This is a genomic window from Gordonia sp. YY1 (assembly GCF_009872315.1).
Lineage (GTDB): Bacteria > Actinomycetota > Actinomycetes > Mycobacteriales > Mycobacteriaceae > Gordonia > Gordonia amicalis.
This window is the reverse complement of sequence record NZ_WXYI01000013.1, coordinates 83,668-102,642: the sequence shown is the minus strand read 5'-3', so window position 1 is coordinate 102,642 and position 18,975 is coordinate 83,668. Positions and strand designations below refer to the sequence as shown.

General features: G+C 67.3%; 18 protein-coding genes. 13 read left to right on the top strand and 5 right to left on the bottom strand.

All coding sequences use genetic code 11. From position 1 onward, the window contains the following. Positions 1-4: 4 nt before the first annotated feature. From BPODLACK_RS16720 to BPODLACK_RS16705, 4 genes are all read left to right on the top strand, one after another. A complete protein-coding gene (locus tag BPODLACK_RS16720) occupies positions 5-1,531 on the top strand; it encodes an NAD(P)(+) transhydrogenase (Re/Si-specific) subunit beta (RefSeq protein ID WP_096275044.1) in 1,527 nt (508 codons plus the stop codon). Between the two features lie 166 nt (positions 1,532-1,697). Continuing rightward, the gene (locus BPODLACK_RS16715) at positions 1,698-2,129 is read left to right on the top strand and encodes a nitroreductase family deazaflavin-dependent oxidoreductase (RefSeq protein WP_096274816.1); all 432 of its coding nucleotides are present in this window, start codon (positions 1,698-1,700) and stop codon (positions 2,127-2,129) included. A 78-nt stretch (positions 2,130-2,207) separates the two neighbouring features. Beyond that, positions 2,208-2,636, top strand: a complete 429-nt coding sequence (locus tag BPODLACK_RS16710) for a DoxX family protein (protein ID WP_159405741.1) — start codon at positions 2,208-2,210, stop codon at positions 2,634-2,636. A gap of 117 nt (positions 2,637-2,753) precedes the next feature. Then, positions 2,754-3,773, top strand: a complete 1,020-nt coding sequence (locus tag BPODLACK_RS16705) for a YdcF family protein (protein ID WP_198362479.1) — start codon at positions 2,754-2,756, stop codon at positions 3,771-3,773. Positions 3,774-3,805: 32 nt separating this feature from the next. Here BPODLACK_RS16705 and BPODLACK_RS16700 read toward each other — a convergent pair whose 3' ends face one another. The 3 genes from BPODLACK_RS16700 to BPODLACK_RS16690 all read right to left on the bottom strand — a co-directional run bounded on the left by BPODLACK_RS16700 (position 3,806) and on the right by BPODLACK_RS16690 (position 8,026). Further along, on the bottom strand, positions 3,806-4,543 hold the full coding sequence (locus BPODLACK_RS16700; protein ID WP_006436606.1) for a metallophosphoesterase family protein: 738 nt from the start codon (positions 4,541-4,543) through the stop codon (positions 3,806-3,808). A 166-nt stretch (positions 4,544-4,709) separates the two neighbouring features. Next, positions 4,710-5,486, bottom strand: coding sequence for a dienelactone hydrolase family protein (locus tag BPODLACK_RS16695; RefSeq protein ID WP_159405740.1), 777 nt, complete (start codon positions 5,484-5,486; stop codon positions 4,710-4,712). Positions 5,487-5,548: 62 nt separating this feature from the next. Next, entirely contained in the window at positions 5,549-8,026 is a 2,478-nt protein-coding gene (locus BPODLACK_RS16690) for an ATP-dependent DNA ligase (RefSeq protein WP_096274813.1), read from the bottom strand. 116 nt (positions 8,027-8,142) lie between these two features. Between BPODLACK_RS16690 and ku the strand changes: the two genes are divergently transcribed. Further along, positions 8,143-9,114, top strand: coding sequence for a non-homologous end joining protein Ku (gene ku / locus BPODLACK_RS16685; protein WP_442903130.1), 972 nt, complete (start codon positions 8,143-8,145; stop codon positions 9,112-9,114). A gap of 60 nt (positions 9,115-9,174) precedes the next feature. Continuing rightward, on the top strand, positions 9,175-10,506 hold the full coding sequence (locus BPODLACK_RS16680; RefSeq protein ID WP_159405739.1) for an MFS transporter: 1,332 nt from the start codon (positions 9,175-9,177) through the stop codon (positions 10,504-10,506). A gap of 21 nt (positions 10,507-10,527) precedes the next feature. Here the strand turns inward: BPODLACK_RS16680 and BPODLACK_RS16675 are convergent, their stop codons facing one another. Next, the gene (locus BPODLACK_RS16675) at positions 10,528-11,436 is read right to left on the bottom strand and encodes a LysR family transcriptional regulator ArgP (RefSeq protein ID WP_096274810.1); all 909 of its coding nucleotides are present in this window, start codon (positions 11,434-11,436) and stop codon (positions 10,528-10,530) included. Between the two features lie 85 nt (positions 11,437-11,521). On the opposite strand from BPODLACK_RS16675, the gene BPODLACK_RS16670 reads away from it, so the two are divergent. From BPODLACK_RS16670 to BPODLACK_RS16660, 3 genes are all read left to right on the top strand, one after another. Next, positions 11,522-12,142 (top strand): LysE/ArgO family amino acid transporter, encoded by a 621-nt coding sequence (locus BPODLACK_RS16670; protein WP_159405738.1) that lies wholly within the window; start codon positions 11,522-11,524, stop codon positions 12,140-12,142. A gap of 79 nt (positions 12,143-12,221) precedes the next feature. Beyond that, complete coding sequence (locus tag BPODLACK_RS16665) at positions 12,222-13,103, top strand: YhjD/YihY/BrkB family envelope integrity protein (RefSeq protein WP_096274808.1); 882 nt, start codon at positions 12,222-12,224, stop codon at positions 13,101-13,103. Positions 13,104-13,158: 55 nt separating this feature from the next. After that, on the top strand, positions 13,159-13,845 hold the full coding sequence (locus BPODLACK_RS16660) for a CDP-alcohol phosphatidyltransferase family protein (RefSeq protein ID WP_096275043.1): 687 nt from the start codon (positions 13,159-13,161) through the stop codon (positions 13,843-13,845). Here the strand turns inward: BPODLACK_RS16660 and BPODLACK_RS16655 are convergent. Continuing rightward, positions 13,825-14,841, bottom strand: coding sequence for a hypothetical protein (locus tag BPODLACK_RS16655; protein WP_006436615.1), 1,017 nt, complete (start codon positions 14,839-14,841; stop codon positions 13,825-13,827). The genes BPODLACK_RS16660 and BPODLACK_RS16655 overlap by 21 nt on opposite strands. Before the next feature lie 95 nt (positions 14,842-14,936). Between BPODLACK_RS16655 and BPODLACK_RS16650 the strand changes: the two genes are divergently transcribed. The 4 genes from BPODLACK_RS16650 (at position 14,937) to crtI (ending at position 18,872) form a co-directional block, all read left to right on the top strand. Further along, on the top strand, positions 14,937-15,551 hold the full coding sequence (locus tag BPODLACK_RS16650; protein WP_006436616.1) for a TetR/AcrR family transcriptional regulator: 615 nt from the start codon (positions 14,937-14,939) through the stop codon (positions 15,549-15,551). 153 nt (positions 15,552-15,704) lie between these two features. Then, positions 15,705-16,292: an isopentenyl-diphosphate Delta-isomerase gene (gene idi, locus BPODLACK_RS16645; RefSeq protein ID WP_006436617.1), complete on the top strand. Its 588-nt coding sequence runs from the start codon at positions 15,705-15,707 to the stop codon at positions 16,290-16,292. Positions 16,293-16,374: 82 nt separating this feature from the next. Beyond that, positions 16,375-17,286 carry a phytoene/squalene synthase family protein gene (locus BPODLACK_RS16640; RefSeq protein ID WP_006436618.1) on the top strand — a complete coding sequence of 304 codons (912 nt, stop codon included), beginning with the start codon at positions 16,375-16,377 and terminating at the stop codon, positions 17,284-17,286. Beyond that, positions 17,283-18,872 (top strand): phytoene desaturase family protein, encoded by a 1,590-nt coding sequence (gene crtI, locus BPODLACK_RS16635; protein ID WP_159405737.1) that lies wholly within the window; start codon positions 17,283-17,285, stop codon positions 18,870-18,872. The genes BPODLACK_RS16640 and crtI overlap by 4 nt, the downstream gene beginning before the upstream one ends. Positions 18,873-18,975 lie beyond the last annotated feature (103 nt).

Genomic DNA, 18,975 nt, shown 5'->3' with positions numbered 1-18,975 from the left:
ATCGGTGTCACAGTTGGTGCTCGCGGCGGGCGAGCACACGCCCAGCGAGGGCGTCTCGTATCTGGTGATGGCCCTCTACATCGTGTCGTTCTCGCTGTTCATCTACGGTCTGATGGGTCTGACCGGACCCAAGACCGCGGTGCGCGGCAACTGGATCGCCGCGACCGGTATGGGTCTGGCCGTGGCGGCGACCCTGCTCTACATCTACAACTCGGGTGCGGTCGGCGAGGACGGTCATTCGACCGTCGGGGTGCCGACGATCAACTGGATCCTGATCGTCATCGGTCTGGTTCTCGGTGTCGTGCTGGGCATTCCGCCGGCGCTGAAGACCAAGATGACGGCCATGCCGCAGCTGGTGGCGCTGTTCAACGGTGTCGGCGGCGGCACGGTGGCCCTGATCGCATGGGTGGAGTTCATCGAGACCTCCGGGTTCTCGGTCTTCCACAACACCGAACCGGCCTCGCCGCTGGTGGTCGGCTCGCTGATCGCGGCGATCATCGGTTCGATCTCGTTCTGGGGTTCGCTGGTGGCGTTCGCCAAGCTGCAGGAGATCATGCCCAAGGGTCTGGAGAAGACCTTCGTGGCGAATGCGAAGCTGTTCCAGGCGGCCAACATCGTGCTGCTGCTGGTCGCGTTGGGACTGGCGATCTACCTGGGTGTCGACGCCGCCGACGGTGGCGGGGCGAGCGTCTGGTGGATGGTGGGGCTGCTGCTCGCCGCCGGTGTGATGGGTCTGTTCGTGGTGTTCCCGATCGGTGGCGCGGACATGCCGGTGGTCATCTCGCTGCTGAACGCGATGACCGGTCTGTCGGCCGCGGCTGCGGGTATCGCGCTGGACAACACGGCGCTGATCGTGGCCGGCATGATCGTCGGCGCGTCGGGTTCGATCCTGACCAACCTGATGGCCAAGGCGATGAACCGGTCGATCCCGGCGATCGTGTTCGGATCGTTCGGTGGTGGCGACGCCGCGGCTGCCGGTGGTCCCGGCGGTGAGGGCGGCACGGTCAAGGCCACCTCGGCCGCGGATGCCGCAATTCAGATGGCGTACGCGAATCAGGTCATCGTCGTGCCCGGTTACGGTCTGGCCGTCGCGCAGGCCCAGCATGCGGTCAAGGAGATGGCGAGCCTGCTCGAGGCCAAGGGGGTGGAGGTCAAGTATGCGATTCACCCGGTCGCCGGTCGTATGCCCGGTCACATGAACGTGCTGCTGGCCGAGGCCGACGTCGAATATGACGCGATGAAGGAGATGGATGACATCAACGGCGAGTTCGGCCGTACCGATGTCGCGATCGTCATCGGTGCCAACGACGTCACCAACCCCGCGGCGCGGAACGACCCGAGCAGCCCGATTCACGGCATGCCGATCCTCAACGTCGACGAGGCACGGTCGGTGATCGTGCTCAAGCGGTCGATGAGTTCGGGCTATGCCGGCATCGAGAACCCGCTGTTCTTCGCCGACGGCACCTCGATGCTCTTCGGCGACGCGAAGAAGAGCGTCGACAGCGTCATCGAGGAACTCAAGGCGCTGTAGAAGAGAACACACTCAGAAGACCCCCGGCAGTCCACGTTTCGTGCGGCTGCCGGGGGTCTTTTGTGTGCCGGGCGCGCATCGAGCAGGAATCGAGAAGCGGGCGCGCGTGTCTGGCGGTTAGCGTCTGGTCAGACGACAGGGTCAGAGAGCGAATCGAAGGAGAGTCATGTCTGTCTGGCAGTGGTATCAGCGGAAGATGAATGAGCGCACCGTCACCCGGATTCGCAACAAGAGCGGGACGATGTGGGGGATGGACATGGTCATCCTGCGCACCAAGGGGCGCAAGTCGGACCGACCACGAGAGACACCGCTGAGTTGGTTCCCCTACGACGGCGACTGGCTGGTCGTCGCTTCCGGTGGTGGAAAGGGCAATCCGGACTGGTATGCGAACCTCGCGGCGCATCCCGACGCCGTCGCCGTGGAACGGCACGGCGCACAACCGGTTCCGGTCACGCCGGTGGTGCTCACCGGCCCGGAACGAGAAGCCGCGTGGAATGCGGTCGTCAGTGCGCAACCCAGGTATGCGAAGTATCAGAAGAAGGCGACCCGCGAGTACCCGGTGGTGAAGCTGGCGACCGCCGGAGAGTGCGCCGGGTGATCCAACGATGAGTTTTCCGCACGAGCGGTGTGTATCCCTGCACGACAACCAGACCGCTCGTCCACAAGGGAGAACAACATGACCACCGACACCACCACCACAACGCGTTCGTCCGACACCAGCCGGGGCCGAAACCGGCGCCGCATCACCGGGATCGTGATCAGCGTGCTCGTCGGCGCATTCCTTGCGTTCGACGTCGTGGGCAAGCTGACCCGACCGCAGTCGGTGGTCGACGGCACGGAGAAGCTCGGCTTCGACTCCGACCAGGCCATCGTCATGGGCATCGTGTTGCTCATCTGCCTTGTCGTGTATGCGATCCCGCGGACCGCTGTGTTGGGCGCGCTCGGCATCACCGCCTACCTCGGTGGCGCGGTCACCGCGAACATGCGGATCGAGGAACCGCTCTTCAGTACGGTGTTGTTCGCGGTCTACCTCGGCGTCCTGATGTGGATCGGACTGGTCCTGCGTCGCCCGGAACTGCTGAAGGTCGCCGGCCTGCGCCGCTGATCGCCGACCGCGGCACGCTCCTGACCGGCCCCGCACCCGTTATCGATCTGGAATCGGACGGGTGCGGGGCCGTTGCGCATCTCTCGTACTGTTACGCGAGTGACTGGTGTTACCAGAGTGAAGCGCTTTCGGCTGGCGGCTGCCGCCACCATCGCGGTTGCCGCGCTCGGCGGTGTGGCCGTCGGGTCGCTCCCCGCCGACGGGGCGAGTGTGGTGACGGTGGCGGACGCCGTCGACCCGGCCGGGTTGTACAACGACGCGCAGTCGAAGTTCGCCAACGGGGACGTGGCCGGCGGGCTCGCGTCCCTGCAGCAGGCGCTGACGATTGCGCCCGCAGACACCGATGCGCTTGCACTGCAAGCGATCTGGGCCGATCAGATCGACGATGCCTCGGTCAGCAATGCCGCCCTGAGTCGCTTGCGTGTGCTGAATCCGCTCTTGGCCACCACGGCACGCAACGTGATCTCCGGGGTCGCCACGGCTGCGCGGATCGTGCCGGACACCACGCCCAAGCCGGTTGCCGGGCGGGTCGCGATCGTCGTTCTCGGATTCGGCCTGAATGCCAACGGAAAAATGGCTCCGGAGTTGGTGAATCGGGTGTCGGCGGGCAAGTCGCAGGCCGAGATCACCACGGCTGCACCGATCGTCGTGACCGGCGGGGTGCCCAAGAACGGCATCACCGAGGCCGCCGCCATGAAGACCTGGCTGATCGACAACGGCGTCGCCGCCACGCGCATCCTGACCGAGGACAAGTCGGGGTCGACCGTCGCCAACGCGCAGAACACGTCGGAGATCCTGCGTGCGAAAGGCATTCGCGACATCGTCCTGGTCACCTCGCCCAACCACATCCGCCGCGGAGCCGCGGACTTCGGGGCGACCGGACTGCGGGTCGTCGGAACCCTCACCACCGCCACCGATCTCAGCAAGTACCTCACTCCGCTGACCAAGGGTCAGACGCGGGGTATCCGGCTCGAAGCCACCCGGGCTGCGCGAATCCCCACGACCCACCAGCCCGGAGCGCTCCCGCAGAACCTCCCCGATCCCGGCCCCGGTCTGCTCGCCGACATCGGTGGCCAGGTCCTCAAGCAGTTGCTCGACGCCGGGTCGTCGGCCATCGGTTCGGGGACCGAGGGCTGAGTTCGGTCAGAACATCCCCGAACGGAGTTCGGTCAGAACATGACCGATCGGTAGTGGGTGACGAGTCGCCCCTTGTCGTAGATGTGGAAGGCGATACCGGGCGGCTGGCCGCGGTTGACGACCTCGTTGCCCTCGAACGGGAGGTTCAGCGTCGACGCGACGCCCGGAGCGACGCACAGTGGGCGGTCGGCGAATCGGGTCACCGCGGGCGTGTGTGCGTGGCCGCACAGGAACGCGACGATGTTCGGGTGGCGTTCGACGAGGGGGACCAGACGCTCCTCACCGGTCTGCCGGATCGAATCCATGAACGGCATGTGCAGCTCGACGGGCGGGTGATGGAAGGCGATGAAGACGGGCGTCTGCGGGTCCTCCGCCTCAAGTCGAGCCGACATCCAGGTGAGCGTCTGGTCGTCGATGTAGCCGTCGTTGCGTCCGGGGATCGAGCTGTCGCACATCAGGAACAACACGTCGCCGACGCGTCGGGCGTGGTTGATCGGTCCGGAGGTCTCGGCGCCGAGCAGTGTGGCACTGAACGGTTCGCGGACGTCGTGGTTGCCGGCGGTGATGAGCATCGGCAGGGGACTCTGGAGAACGCCGAAGGCCTCTCGGTACTCACTCGGCACACCTTCGTCGGCGATGTCACCGGTGACCAGCAGAGCGTCGATTCCGGCTGCCCGCGCGTTGATGTAGCTCAGCGTCGACTGGATGCGGCTTCGGTTGAACCGCGTCCCGTTGAAATGAAGGTCGCTGATGTGGGCGACAACGAACACGAAGAGCTCCTGTCACGGTCACTGACTCCCACGAGGCTAGTCCTAGGCCCGTCTGCGACGCGCACCACGGTGGCGCCACGAGTCGAAACACACTCCGCTCGCGTTGGTGTGGCTCATTCGTCTGACCGGCCGGTAGGTCTGATGGCGCACTGGTCCCGGCCGGCGTTCAGGTGGTGAGGGTTCGCCGGAACAGCGCCTCCAGCTCGGTGAAATGGTGTTCGCAGGCCTCGTGGTGGTAGGCGGGGATGTCGGACATCGTGTAGCCGTGTTCGGCCCCCGGGTAGACGGTCGCCGAATGGGTGACCCCACTCGAGATGAGTGCGTGCTCGAATCGGGCGATGGCGGTGCGGGGGAGCGAGCGATCCTTGTCGGCGTGGATGGCCAGCACGAAGGCGTCGATGTCGACGAGATGGAGGTGAGGGCTGTCGGAGTCCTCGGTCACGACGTTGCCGGTGTGGAAGATCCCGACGGCGGCGACCTCGGCGGGACGCGCGGCCGCCAGGTTCAGCGCCAACCGGCCGCCCATGCAGTAGCCGGTGACGCCGATCGGGCCGGACGAGACACCGCGCACCGAGCGCAGGGCCTCGAGGTAGGAGATGAGGTCGGCGCGGGCGACGTCGAATGTGAGAGTCGACGCGCGGGGCATCGCCGCCCGGAAGAATGCCCCGAGAGCCCCGGGCAGCAGCGGATCGTCGGCTGGGGCCCACTCGTCGGCGGTGCCGTACCGGTAGAAGAGATGCGGCACAGCGACGACGTGACCCCACGACGCGATGCGGTCGGCCATCGCGCGGGTGCGCGGGCGGAGTCCGATCACATCGGTGATGAACAGGACGCCGGGGAGCGGCGACTCGTCCGCGGCTGCCGGCCGGGTCACATACATCTCGGTGCTGCCGTAGGCCGCCTGGACCGCGATCGTCTCGCCGTGTACTGCGGATGACTCCATTGATCCTCCTGTGCTCGGCGGTGTGGGAGTCCGGGTCTTGGTTGGTTCTCGGAGGTGGGTGGTCACAGGTCCCCGGGTAGTTTGTCCCGGCGTATACCGCGCCAACTCGGGTGGCGCAGATGGCCGGCGGTGGTCCAGTCCATGAAGCGCACCTCGCCGACGATCTTGGGCAGAACCCAGACCGCGCTCGACGCGATGGGACGGTCGAGTTTCTCGAGAAACGGGGACCGCGAGATCTTCAGCGGTTCGAGTTCCTCGGCGAGAGAGCGCAACTGCGCGTCGGTGAATCCGGTTCCGACGCGGCCCACGTAGCGCAGTCCGGTCTCCTCGGGCAGGCCGAGCAGAAGCGATCCGATGGTGTGCGACCGGTTGCCGCGCCCGGGACGATATCCGCCGACCACCACCTCGATGTCGCTCCAGTTCTTGTGCTTGAGCCACTTGGTGGAGCGTCGGCCCTGTTGATAGACCGAGTCACGGCGTTTGGCGACAACGCCTTCCAGGTTGTGTTCGCGGCTGTACTCGATCGCCGCACTCGCGGGCGTCGGGAGCAGCGGCGGCACATCGATGTACGTCGAGCGACGAAAGGCCGGCGCGAGTTCCTCGAGGATCTCGCGCCGTACGGACCACGGTTTGCGTAGCAACGACGTCCCGTTCAGATACAGGATGTCGAACAGGTGCAGCTTGAGTGTGTACGGCTCCTCGGTGTGCCTACGTGAGGTGAACAGCGTGAAGTTGGTTCGGCCGGTGGAGTCGATGGCCACCGCCTCGCCGTCGAGCACCACATCCATGAGCCCGAGATCGTCGGTGATGCTTGCGAATTCGGGGAAATCGTTCGTCATGTCGATCCCCGAGCGGGACGTCAGCCGGAACTCGCCGCCGATCGAGCGCACCAGGAGTCGATAACCGTCCCATTTGCCCTCGAACGCCCAGTCGCGCCCGTTGAGCTTGTCGATCGGCTCGTCGGTGGCGAGCATCGGTCTCGGATCGGTGAGACTGTCGGGAACGATGGGGCGCGGCTCGTCGGTCATCAGGTGGGCGAGCCAGTTCTTGTCACCGGTGCGGATCAGTGCGTACCGGCCCTGGAGCCGCTCGCCGTGCAGGCGGACGATGACCTCTTTGTCCCGCCACTTCTCCAGCTCGAAAGTGCCCTTGTCCCAGATCGATACGTGTCCACCACCGTATTCTCCGGCCGGGATGTCGCCCTCGAAGTCGGCATAGTCCATCGGATGGTCCTCGGTCTGGACCGCGAGTCGGTTCTGGTCCGGATCGGTGGGGAGGTTCTTCGGTACCGCCCACGAGACCAGCACGCCGTCGTGTTCGAGACGGAAGTCGTAGTGGAGTCGCCGTGCGTGGTGCTCCTGGATGACGAAGATCGGTGCGCGGGGCGCGGATTCCGGATGATCCTCGTCCACCTCGTCCTCCGATTCCCGGAGGCGTTGCCGATGGTTCTCGTCGCCGAAGGGTTCCGGCGTCTTCGACTCGTCGCGTTTACGACGGTACTCACGCAGATTGATGATCTGACCCGACCGCGTCTCCTCCGCGTGGTCGTCGCCGGCGCCGTCCTGGTCGTCGGAGGTGATGTTCTCCCGCAACGTGTCCGGGTCGGCGAGATCGTCACCGGTGTCGGAGGAACCGACGACGTCGTCCGAGGTGGTGGCCGGATCGTCGTCGTACGGAGCGTCGAGACCCGCCAGGAGATCGCCGACGTCGGCCACCCGGTCGAGGACCTCGGTGTAGAGCAACTGGGCGATCGTGGGGTCCTCGATCTCATCCCAGGTACGGGGCGCGGCGACCCACGGTTGTTCGCGTCCGCGCAGCGAATACGGCGACAGGGTGGTCTTCGAGGCGTTGTTCTGGCTCCAGTCGATGAAGACCTTGTCGTCGCGGATCTTCTTCGACATGTTGGCGGTGATGAAATCACTGTGCTGCCGGGCGAACTCGTCGGCCACCTCACGGGCGACCTTCCGGGCGGCTTCCGAGCTCACCGGTTTGGGCAGCCGGGCGTAGATGTGAATACCCTTGCCGCCGCTGGTCACCGGGTACGTGGTGGTGCCGCCCAGCCAGTTCCGGATCTCCACCGCCACGGCCGCGGTCTCGTGCAGGGGGACACGCGGACCGGGGTCGAGGTCGAAGACGATCCGGTTGGCCATGCGTTCGCCGTCGGGGCCGATCGGCAGCCGCCACTGCGGGACGTGGATCTCGAGCGCAGCCATCTGGGCCAGCCAGACGAGCGTGGCGCGATCCTCGGCGAGCGCGTATTCGATGACCCGCTCGCTGTGCTGGATGCCATGGCGGCGAACCCAGTCGGGCGCGCTGTCGGGCAGATCCTTCTCGAAGAACGGCGTCGACTCGACACCGTTGGGCCAGCGTTTGCGGGTGACGATGCGGTTCCGCAGGTGCGGCAGCATCACCTCGGCGATGCGCGAGTAGTAGTCGATGACGTCGTATTTGCGTGTCCCGGTCGCCGGATAGAGCACCTTGGAGAGATTGGTGATCGAGATCCGGCGGCCGTCGACCTCCAGGATCTCTCCGCCTGCCATCACCCCATTGTCCACACCGCAGAGCCGAAGGCTCGTCGATCGGCGCGGGTGTCTCCACGGAGGCGTTTGCGTCTGGTTGCCGACGTCGCACACGAACTCCTGGCACAATGGCCGACATGCGCTCGATCTGGAAGGGCGATCTCAGCTTTGGCCTGGTGAATGTACCGGTCAAGGTCTATTCCGCGACGGAGAGTCACGACCGCAAGTCCTACCAGGTCGACTCCTCCGACGGCACCCGCATCCGATACCGGCGCGTGCGCGAGGGAACCGACACCGAGGTCGACTACTCCGACATCGCCAACGCCTACGAATCGGAATCGGGCGAGACGGTGATCCTGACCAAGGACGACCTGTCGACGCTGCCGGTGCAGAAGAGCCCGGAGATCTCGATCCTCGAGTTCGTGCCGGTCGAACAGGTCGATCCGATCTACTTCGACAAGCCCTATTACCTGGAGCCGTCGTCGAAGTCGCCCAAGGCCTACGTGCTGTTGGCCAAGGCGCTCGAGGAAACCGACCGCCTGGCGATCGCGACGTTCACCCTGCGGAACCGCACGCGGGTCGCGGCGCTGCGCGTCGTCGACGGCGTCATGACCCTGCAGACACTCCTGTGGCCGGATGAAGTTCGCAAACCCGACTTCGGTTTTCTCGACGAGGACACCGAGATCCGCGACCAGGAACTGAAGATGGCGGCGTCGCTGATCGAGTCGATGGCCTCCGACTACGATCCGTCCGAGTTCGAGGACACCTATCAGAACGAGCTGGCCAAACTCATCGAGGCGAAAGCCGAGGGCAGCGAGGCGTTCCCCGAGTCGGAGGAGGAGAAGCCCGGCGAGGAGGATTCCGAGGTCGCCGATCTGCTTGCCGCTCTGCGTGCCTCGGTGAAGGACCGCGGGGCTTCCGACGAGGACGAGGCCGAGAAGAAGGACACGGCCGCGAAGAAGGCTGCCAAGAAGGCACCCGCCAAGAAGGCCGCGGCGAAGAAGGCTCCCGCCAAGAAGGCGGCCTCGAAGAGCAGCTCTGGATCGTCGGGCTCCAAGAGCACGGCGAAGAAGGCGCCCGCCAAGAAGGCCTCCCGCCGGGCGAGCTGATCGCGCTCTCCGGCGGAAATTCGCTGGCCTGAGAACGTCGGCGTCCGGCAAGCTCGAGGGGTGAGCACCGACGACGACACCCGTCTGCCGCGCGCCTTGAAGCCCCTGGCGCGACGGCAGTACCGGCTGCTGGCGTCGGGTTTGATCCTGGCGATGTTCGGTGACGGGATCTGGACGATCGCGGTGATCTGGCAGGTCATCGCCCTCGGTGACGGACCGGGACAGGTGTCGCTGGCGACCGGGATAGCAGCGGTCGGGATGCTCGTCTCGACCCTCGCCGGCGGTGTGCTGGCCGACCGGATCTCGCAGCGCCACATCATGATCGGCCTCGAGGTCACCAAGATGGTGGCGTTCGGCGCCGTGGGTGTGGCGTCCGTGGCCGGCGTTCTCGATCTCTGGATGGTCGTGGTGGCATCGCTGCTCGCGGGCGCCACGATGGGCATGTACTACCCGGCATACTCGGCGCTGCTGCCCGGTGTGGTCTCGTCGTCGGAACTGCAGGCGGCGAACGGTATCGAGGGTTTCTTCCGCCCGGTGGTTTTCCAGGCGGTCGGCCCGACGGTGGCCGGGGCCGTCATCGGGGCCACCGCGCCGGGGCAGGCGGTCGTGCTGGCCGCGATCGCGTCCATCGCGTCGGGGTTCTGTTATCTGGTGATGGCTCCGGTGACGTCGCGACGACTGGGCGAACCGGCGAGTTCCGAGTCGGAGATCGTGCGCACCGGCGCAGGCGTTGGCGGTGTGGTCGTCGACCTCGTCGAGGGCTTCGTGTACATGATCCGCACGCCGTGGCTGTGGGGGACGCTGTTCTTCGCCTGTGTCCTGGTGCTGGCGACCCTGGGTCCGATCGAGGTGCTCGTGCCCTTTGCCCTGCGTGAGCGCGTCGAGGGTGGCGCTTCGCAGCATGCGTGGGTGCTGGCCGGGTTCGGTATCGGGGCGGCTGTCACGTCGTTGGTGTTCGCGTCGCTGCCGATGCCCCGGCGGTATCTGACGGTCATGTTCGGGGTGTGGTCGTTCTCGAGCGTGCCGCTCGTCCTGATGGGGGTCGCCGATTCGACCTGGCTGTTCGTCGCGGCCGGCTTCGGTATGGGAGTCCTGTTCGACGGCCCGATGGTGTTGTGGGGGACGCTGCTTCAGCGTCGTGCCCCGCCGGCACTGCTCGGCCGAATAGCAAGTCTCGACTTCTTCGTGTCGGTCGCGCTGATGCCGGTGTCGATGGCGATCGCCGCTCCGGTCTCGTCGGCGATCGGGTTGACCGCGACGTTCGTCCTGGCCGGTCTCCTGCCGGTGCCGATCGCGTGGGCGTTCTACTTCGCGGCCCGCATGTGGCGCGACGAGATCGAGCACCCGCTCGTCGACGAGACGCCGCCGAAGCTGGTGCCGGTCAACGACTGACCAGTCCGCCGACGTCGCGGGTCACCGCAGCACCTCCGCGGCGCCTGCGACCACCAGGTCCGTGAGATGGTGTAGCAGAGGGGAACTGAGTTTCCAGTACTGCCAGTAGAGCGGGACGTCGAGGTGATGGTCGGCGATCAGGCGCACCCGGCCGTCGTCGAGTGCGTCGCGGATCTGGACGACGGGGACTGCGCCCCAACCGATTCCGAGGGTCACCGCGCGGTGGTACTCGGTCGACGCCGGGATGTAGGCCGCCGGCGGGTCGACGGCGCGGCCGGCCAGCGCCGCGACCATGTTCAGCTGGATGTGGTCGTTGCGGTCGAACTGGACCATCGGGGCTCTGGACAACGCCTCGGCGTCGAGACCGTCCGGCAGCCAGGTCTCGATGAATTCTGGTGTCGCAACGGGCAGATACCGCATGCTGCCGAGCGGGTGGAGGGTGCAGCCGCGAATGGCGAGAGGGTCCGACGTCACCGCGGCGAGTACGTCACCCGACTTCAGCAGAGCGCCGCTGCGCGTCTCGTCGTCGCGGAACACCTCAACCGCCACCGCGTGCTGCCGGTGGAACCGGGCAAGAACCGGAAGCAGCCAGGTCGCCAGCGAGTCCGCATTCGTCGCGATGGGGAGGTGAACCCGGGGCCGTGCGGTGATCGGGGCATCGTCGTGGTCGGGTTCGCCGACGAACTCGGCGCGCGTCTCGGCGAGCAACAGTTCCCACTGCCTGGCCAACCGGACCAGCACCTCGCCGTCGGGGGTCGCCGACGCCGGTTTGGTCCGGCGCAGCACCACCCGGCCGACCGTGGATTCCAGCGTCTTGATCCGCTGACTGACCGCCGAGGGCGTGATGTGCAGCGACGACGCCGCCGCGTCGAAGGTCCCTTCACGCAGGACTGCGGCCAGCGTGCGCAGACCTTCCTGGCTGATGTCCATGCGACCACGCTAGATGAAGATCAGCTGATGATTCTTTAGAAACATTCGCTGTTCTGATCCGGTCGACGGTCCTAGCGTTCCTTTCGTGTCCACCTACCTGCTTCCCGCGATCGCCGGGCTGCTCACCGGCGCGGGCCTGATCGTGGCGATCGGTCCGCAGAACGTCTTCGTCCTCCGGCAGGGCGTCGCACGTCGGCACACGGGTGCGATCGTGGCCGTGTGCGCGATCTCCGACGTCGCGCTGATCGTCGCGGGCGTGGCCGGTCTCGGCGCGATCGTCGCCGCCCACCCGCAGTTCGTCGCCGTCGCCAAGATCGTCGGCGGTCTCTATGTGCTCGTGCTCGGACTGCTCGCCGCGAAACGCTGCCTCCGCAGCAACGAGGCCATCTCCGCCAACGCCGAAGAGGCCGAATCGGCCGGCCGGTGGGTCGCCGTCGGCACCGCGCTGGCGCTCACGTGGCTCAATCCACACGTCTACCTCGACACCGTCCTGACCATGGGTGCGATCGCCAACGGTCACGGAAACGGCAAGTGGGCCTTCGCCATCGGCGCGTGTCTGGCCAGCATCCTGTGGTTCACCGCGCTCGGGGGAGGGGCCCGGCGCCTGTCGCGCTTCTTCGCCAGCCCGCGCGCGTGGAAGATCCTCGACGCCGTCGTGGCGGTCATCATGATCGGGATGGCGATCGCGCTCTTCGCGTCGGTGTGACCTCGCTGTGACATCGGTGCCGGTGATTGGGCATCCGCAACATGCCTAGTCGAGACCTTTGTCCGGTACACCGGAGAGGGTGACCCTCAGTTCCTCCGCCCCGCCGGCGACTCGCGTGCCGGGGCCGCGGTCGTTCGATGTGCGTGCGGTGGTGTCCGACACGCGGGCCATCCTCGCCCGCGGCGACCTCGCGGCCGCCGCGGCGGCACTGACCTACTACGCCGCGATCGCCGTGGTGCCCTGGGTGTTGCTGGCCATCTGGTCGACGACGTGGATTCGCGGGGCGTCGTCGGCGGAGAGCACATGGCTGGGTCTCGACGTGCTCATCCCACCCGACATGGGCGGTCGCGCGGTCTTCGACGAGGCGGTCGTGATCGGCACCGGACTGTCCGTGCTGAGCGCCCTCGTACTCCTCTTCCCGGCATCGTTCTACGGAGAAGGCCTACGCCGGGCCTGCCTGACCTTCTATCCGAAACGGGATCGCTTCACGGGTTGGCGGTCCCGGTTGTCGGTCCTCGCGCTGTTCGCCCTGGTCCCGACGCTGGCGCACATCGCGGTCACGGTCGGCGGGTCGATCACGGGACTGGCGCCCGACGGCGGCGGCTCCGGAGGTTTCTGGGACCTCGCGACCCGCGTGGTCGTCGGATTCGTCACCGTCTGGCTGAGCCTCGCGGTGGCATTGACGTGGGTGTACTGGAAAGTGACCCCAGGCCGTCCGAGCCTGGCGATCGCCGGGGTCACCGCGCTCGTCACGGCGTCGTTCATCGCCGGATTCGCGCAGGGATTCCTGCTGTTCCTGTCCCTGCCGATCGATGTCGGTATCCCCTACGGCGGCCTGCGCGTCATCGGCGGAGTGGTGGCGGTCGGACTCTGGCTCTACGTCCTGCACGTGCTCGTGATCGTCGGATGGGCTCTCGGGCACGCCCTCGACGGCGCCCGGGTCGACGACCGTGTCGGCTGAACCGCGTCGCCTCGCCGGTGACCGACGACTCGCACGCCGGTCTCAACGGGACACCGTGCTCGACGCGTGGTCGGAGCTGCACGGCGGAATCGATCCCCGTGAATCCTTCTGGGTCGAACGGTGGGTCCTCCTCAGCAACGCGTGTGCGCGGCCGCTCGCGCGCCTCGGCATCTCCCCGAACGCGATCACCGTCTGCGGGGCCCTGGCCACCGCGATCGCTTTCGCGGTGACCTTCGCCGGACACGGATGGTTCGCAGTGGCCGCCGTCGTCATCCTCCTCGCCGCGGTCCTCGACGGCGTGGACGGCGCCATCGCCGCCCAGACCGGTTCGGCGACCCAATGGGGCCGGGTTCTCGACACCATGGCCGATCGCTGGTCGGACATCTTCCTCGCGGGAATCGTGGTGATGGCCGGTGCGCCGCCGTGGATGGGGGTGGTGATCGCGGTGCTGACCCTGTTCCTCGAGGGGACCCGGGCGACGGCCCAGGCGGCCGGGATGGCGGGCCCGGGCAGGGTCACGGTCTGGGAGCGGCCGTCGCGCGTCATCCTCGCCTTCATCGCGATGGTCGCGGCCACCGTCGTGTGGCAGATCGGTCTGTCCGACAGCGATGCCGACGCGCTGGCGGCGACCATCGCCGCGACCGGTGCGATCCTGGCGATGATCGGCCTTCTCCAGCTGTTCGTCGCCGTGTTCCGGCAGACCCGCGGGCGTCCGCCCGAGTCAGACTCGTCGCTGCCGTAGGGCGGAGAGCGCGAGCAGGACCGCGCCGGCGGCGATCCAGCCGAGCAGGATCCACATCGGACCGGCGGTCGAGGCGTCCGGGAAGTAGGCGACCGACCGGGTGAGGGTGCCGCCCGCTCCAGTCGGCAGCCACTGGCCGAGCGTTCCCCACGGCGCGGGGAGCAGGTATGGCGAGGATGCGAGCCCGGAGAGCGGGTTGGAGATCAGCATCATCAGGATCGCCGCGACACCGACGCCGGGTGTCCCGAGGAGTGCGCCGGCACCGGCGGTGAACCAGGAGATGGCGCCGATCAGAAGCGCCAGCGCCATGGCGACCGGCACCACGCGTCCGTCGATCACGCCCAGCCACGACCAGACCGCCGCGAAACCGAGTCCGGCGACCAGTGGGCCGATCAGGACGACGGTGGCCTGCATCCACACCTGCCCGGCGAGAGCGATCGCGGCCGATGCGCCGAGTGCGATACCCGCGATGAGCAGCGGGAGCAGACCGGCCGCGAATCCGGTGCCGCGTGCATCGGTCGACGGCGGTGCGACCACCGATTCGGTGGTGACCGGCAACGACTGCGCGGTGGCGATGCCCGTCCCGACCCCGGCCACGATCTGCGCCAGCGCCGGCGATCCCGCCTCGGCCGTCAGGACGGTGACGCCCTGCGGGCCGACGGTCACGGCACCGACGATGTCGCGGGTCTCGATCGCACTCCGGGCGGCGGCGGCGTCGGCGAACTGCTCGACGACGAAGGCGTCGTCTCCGGCCCGGTCGGCCAGAGCGGACTCGATGGCCTGTGCGGCGCGTGCCGGCGCGACCACGCCGAGCGGGACGTCGTGCGGCTCGGGGTCCACCGCGAGGGAGACGAACATGGCGGCGATCGTGCTGACCACGATCGGGATGGCGAGGACGAGCACGGCGACAAGTCGCCAGGACGGTCCGTGAGGCGCGGGCTTCGGCCCCTTCTCGGTGAGGGGCAGTTGATCTGACGGATCGATGTACGTGGTCATCGCGACCTCCCAAAAAGAACGAACTCTCGTTTTAAGAATTATGCACCGCGGGTTGAGGATCAATCAAGAACGAAGATTCGTTTTATACTCGTCGAATGCCGAAGATCAGCGAGGAACGCAAGCTCGAGCGGAGCCGGCAGATCCTCGACGCCGCGCGCAGCTGCTTCGCCGAGAAGGGTTTCCATCGCGCGTCGATGTCCGACGTCATCCGGGAGTCGGGCCTGAGCGCCGGGGCGGTCTACTCGTACTACTCGTCGAAGGAGCAACTGATCGCCGCGGTGGCACGGTCGGTCTTCCAGGCATACGAAGCGGGCCTCGGCGACCTCGCCGACGGTGACGGCGCTCCCGCGTCGCCCGAGGACGCCGTCCGGGTGCTCGCGGCGCACGTGATGGCCGAGATCGCGCCGCTGACCGACGACTTCCGGATGGTGATGACCATCTGGGGTGAGGCGGCCAACAACCCCGAGCTGCGCGAGATCGTCCGCGAGATCGTCCTGGGGCTGCGCGCGGTCTTCGAGCGCGTTCTGATCAGGTGGCGCGACGCCGGTCACGAACTTCCTGGTGAACCGGCAGATCTGGCCTTGCCGATGGTGTCGGTGATGCAGGGCATCGTCGTGCAGCAGTCACTCGTCGGGGACGTCGACCTCGATGCCTATGTGGACACGTGGTGTGCGCTGATGCGTGCCGCCGGTTTCGGCGACCGGGACTGATCGGCCGGACCTGCCTACCATCGAGGCGAGTGCGCCGAGGCTCCGATCGCCCGCCCGCCGGCCCGAGCCGCGGCCCATCCGATCGGAGCCTCGGTGCCGAACATCGGGTGAGCCTGTGCTCGCCCCCCGATCTCGACTTGTGATGAGGAACAGATGACCAACGACTCGGTGGTTCTCGCCGATGCCGACGGCCGACCGTGTGGTACCGCCGACCGCGAAGGCGTGCACGGCGTCGACACCCCGTTGCACTTCGCGTTCTCGTGCCACCTGGTCGACGGCAACCGGATCCTCATGACCCGTCGGGCCCTGTCCAAGCGCAGCTGGCCGGGAGTGTGGACCAATTCGTTCTGTGGCCATCCGCGTCCGGGTGAGTCCGTCGTCGACGCCGTGCACCGGTATGCGCAGCGTGAGCTCGGGATCGACGTCGACGAGGTGCGCTGCATCCTGCCCGACTTCCGGTACCGCGCCGTCGATGCGAGCGGCATCGTCGAGAACGAGATCTGCCCCGTGTTCGTCGCACGGCCGGTGGGATCGCTCGAGCCGAATCCGGATGAGGTCGCCGAGTACGCCTGGGCCGAGGTCCCGGATGTGTGGGACCTGGTGGCACGCACTCCCTGGGCGGTGAGTCCCTGGTTCGCCGACCAGGTGCGGCAGCTCCCGGGTCCCGATCCCCACGGGTTCGTCGACGGCGCGCTTGTGGATTCGACCCATCCGATGACGGCACGGGCGTCGAATCCATGATGTCGGGACCAGCGGACACGGCGTACCCGCCGTCGTCGCCCCGTCGTTCACATACCCATCGTCACACCGCAGGAGCCATCGGATGATGCATCTACCCGGTCATACCGAAGTGGTCCCGCCACATCGTCGGTACGACGCCGTGGCCGAGGCGAGCGCGGCGCTGGTGATCAGGTCGTACTCGAGTTCTTTCGGGCTCGCCTCCCGGCTGCTCACCCCCGCGATCCGCCGCGACGTCCGCAACATCTACGCGCTCGTCCGCGTCGCCGACGAGATCGTCGACGCACCGCGGCCCGAGCAGGGTCTGGTGGACCGGCGCAACGAACTCGATCAGCTCGAGGAACAGACCGCCGCGGCGATGATCACCGGGTCGAGCAGCAACCTGGTCGTGCACGCCTTTGCGCGGACCGCGCGCCGCGCCGGGATCGACCTGGACCTCGTGACGCCGTTCTTCTCGTCGATGCGTGCGGATCTCACTCAGGTCGAGCATGACTTCGAGAGCCTCGCCGCCTACATCTACGGCTCCGCCGAGGTCGTCGGACTGATGTGCCTGCGGGCGTTCCTGGCCGAGGAGCCCAAGGCCGCCGCACGCTACGACCACCTCGCGCCCGGTGCGCGTCGTCTCGGCGCCGCGTTCCAGAAGATCAACTTCCTACGGGACTTCGGTGAGGACAGTGACGGACTGGGTCGTCGATACCTCGTCGGCCTGGACCCCGATCGTCCCGATGACGGGGCGTGGTCGCTGTGGCTCGACGACATCGATCTCGATCTCACCGCCGCCGCGGCGGCGATCCCGTACCTTCCGGCGAACAGCCGGGTCGCCGTCTGCACCGCACACGACCTCTTCGCCGAACTGACCGCACGCCTACGGGAGTCCTCGGCCGCCGAGGCCAGGAGGCAACGCGTCCGAGTTCCCAACGCCGGCAAGGCGAAGATCGCGGCCGCCGCCGTCGCCCGCCGCGGTATGCCGCGCACACCGAGGGGATTGACCTCATGAACGCACGCAAACGAATCGTCGTCATCGGTGGCGGTGTCGCCGGACTGGCCACCGCCGCACTGCTCGCCCACGACGGGCACGACGTCGAGGTGATCGAGAAGAACGACGACCTCGGTGGACGCGCCGGGCTGTGGAGCGCCGACGGGTTCCGGTTCGACACCGGGCCGTCGTGGTGGCTGATGCCGGAGGTCTTCGACCATTACTTTGAGATGCTCGGTACCTCGACACAGGAACAGCTCGACCTCGTCCGGCTCGACCCGGGGTACCGAGTCTTCTTCGGGGACAACGAATCCGACGAACCACCGATCGACATCTTCGGCGACTTCGAGCGCAACCGCGAGGTGTTCGAGCAGATCGAACCGGGCGCCGGAGCGGCTCTCGAGTCCTACCTCCGGACCGCGCGACAGGCGTATGACCTCGCCGTCGAACGGTTCCTGTACACCAGCTTCGACTCCGTACGCGCGTTCCTGAGCCTGCCGGTACTGCGGCATGCGCCGACCCTCGCGTCACTGCTGACCCGCTCGTTGCAGTCCTTCATCTCCGCGCGCTTCAGCGATCGGCGCCTGCAGCAGGTGCTCGGGTACCCGGCGGTGTTCCTCGGTTCGTCACCGGAGCGGACACCGTCGATGTACCACCTGATGAGCTGGCTCGATCTCGCCGACGGAGTCCGATATCCGCAGGGCGGCTTCACGACTCTCGTCGACGCACTCGAACGCGTCGCACGCGAACGCGGCGTGGTGATCCACACCGGTACGGCGGCGACCGCCGTGCTGACGCGGAAGCGACCAGGTCGGCTACGCCGGCGCCGCGCCGAGGTCGTCGGGGTTCGCGTTCAGGGGGCTGACGGTTCCACGCGAGATGTGCCCGCCGACATCGTGGTCGGAGCGGCCGACCTGCACCACCTCGAGACGAAGCTGCTGCCCGACGACCTGCAGACCTTCCCGCAGCGGTACTGGGAGCGTGCGACCTCGGGGCCGGGTGCGGTGCTGGCCTATCTCGGCGTGAGCGGTGAGCTGCCCGAACTGGCCCACCACTCGCTGTTCTTCACCGAGGACTGGAAGACCAACTTCGACGCCATCTTCGAAACACCCACGCGGGTACCCGATCCCGCATCGCTGTACGTGTGCAAGCCGTCGGCGACCGACGAGTCGGTTGCCCCCGACGGTCACGAGAACGTCTTCATCCTCGTCCCGGTCCCGCCCGATCCGGGTCTGGGACACGGTGGGGTCGACGGTGGCGGCGACCCCGACATCGAGAAGGTCGCCGACCGCGCCATCGCGATGATCGGACAGTGGTCCGGTGTCCCCGATCTCGCCGACCGCGTCGTCGTACGACGCACCGTCGGCCCCGCGGACTTCGTCGACAACGTGAACTCGTGGTGCGGTGGGGCTCTGGGGCCGGCACACACGTTGCGCCAGAGCGCATTCCTGCGTTCGACGAACCGCTCGCGCAAGGTCGAGGGGTTGTACTACGCGGGGTCGAGCACCCGGCCGGGCATCGGCTTGCCGATGTGCCTGATCAGTGCCGAACTGATCCGCAAGCGGCTCAACGGAGATCACTCCGTAGGGCCCACGCCGACGCGCTGACCCCGCTGCCTGAGGTGTGCGGAGCGCAAGCCGCCGGGCTGAGTAGCGACGAAGGAGCGTATCGAAGTCGACGGCCCCCTGCCGCCTGAGGTGTGAGGAGCGC

What these genes read in the sequence shown, in the direction of transcription:
- BPODLACK_RS16715 (WP_096274816.1), top strand. Translation starts at nt 1,698, where the DNA reads ATGTCTGTCTGGCAGTGGTATCAGCGGAAGATGAATGAGCGCACCGTC.
- BPODLACK_RS16710 (WP_159405741.1), top strand. Translation starts at nt 2,208, where the DNA reads ATGACCACCGACACCACCACCACAACGCGTTCGTCCGACACCAGCCGG.
- BPODLACK_RS16695 (WP_159405740.1), bottom strand. Translation starts at nt 5,486, where the DNA reads ATGGAGTCATCCGCAGTACACGGCGAGACGATCGCGGTCCAGGCGGCC.
- BPODLACK_RS16690 (WP_096274813.1), bottom strand. Translation starts at nt 8,026, where the DNA reads ATGGCAGGCGGAGAGATCCTGGAGGTCGACGGCCGCCGGATCTCGATC.
- ku (WP_442903130.1), top strand. Translation starts at nt 8,143, where the DNA reads ATGCGCTCGATCTGGAAGGGCGATCTCAGCTTTGGCCTGGTGAATGTA.
- BPODLACK_RS16675 (WP_096274810.1), bottom strand. Translation starts at nt 11,436, where the DNA reads ATGGACATCAGCCAGGAAGGTCTGCGCACGCTGGCCGCAGTCCTGCGT.
- BPODLACK_RS16655 (WP_006436615.1), bottom strand. Translation starts at nt 14,841, where the DNA reads ATGACCACGTACATCGATCCGTCAGATCAACTGCCCCTCACCGAGAAG.
- BPODLACK_RS16650 (WP_006436616.1), top strand. Translation starts at nt 14,937, where the DNA reads ATGCCGAAGATCAGCGAGGAACGCAAGCTCGAGCGGAGCCGGCAGATC.
- idi (WP_006436617.1), top strand. Translation starts at nt 15,705, where the DNA reads ATGACCAACGACTCGGTGGTTCTCGCCGATGCCGACGGCCGACCGTGT.
- BPODLACK_RS16640 (WP_006436618.1), top strand. Translation starts at nt 16,375, where the DNA reads ATGATGCATCTACCCGGTCATACCGAAGTGGTCCCGCCACATCGTCGG.
- crtI (WP_159405737.1), top strand. Translation starts at nt 17,283, where the DNA reads ATGAACGCACGCAAACGAATCGTCGTCATCGGTGGCGGTGTCGCCGGA.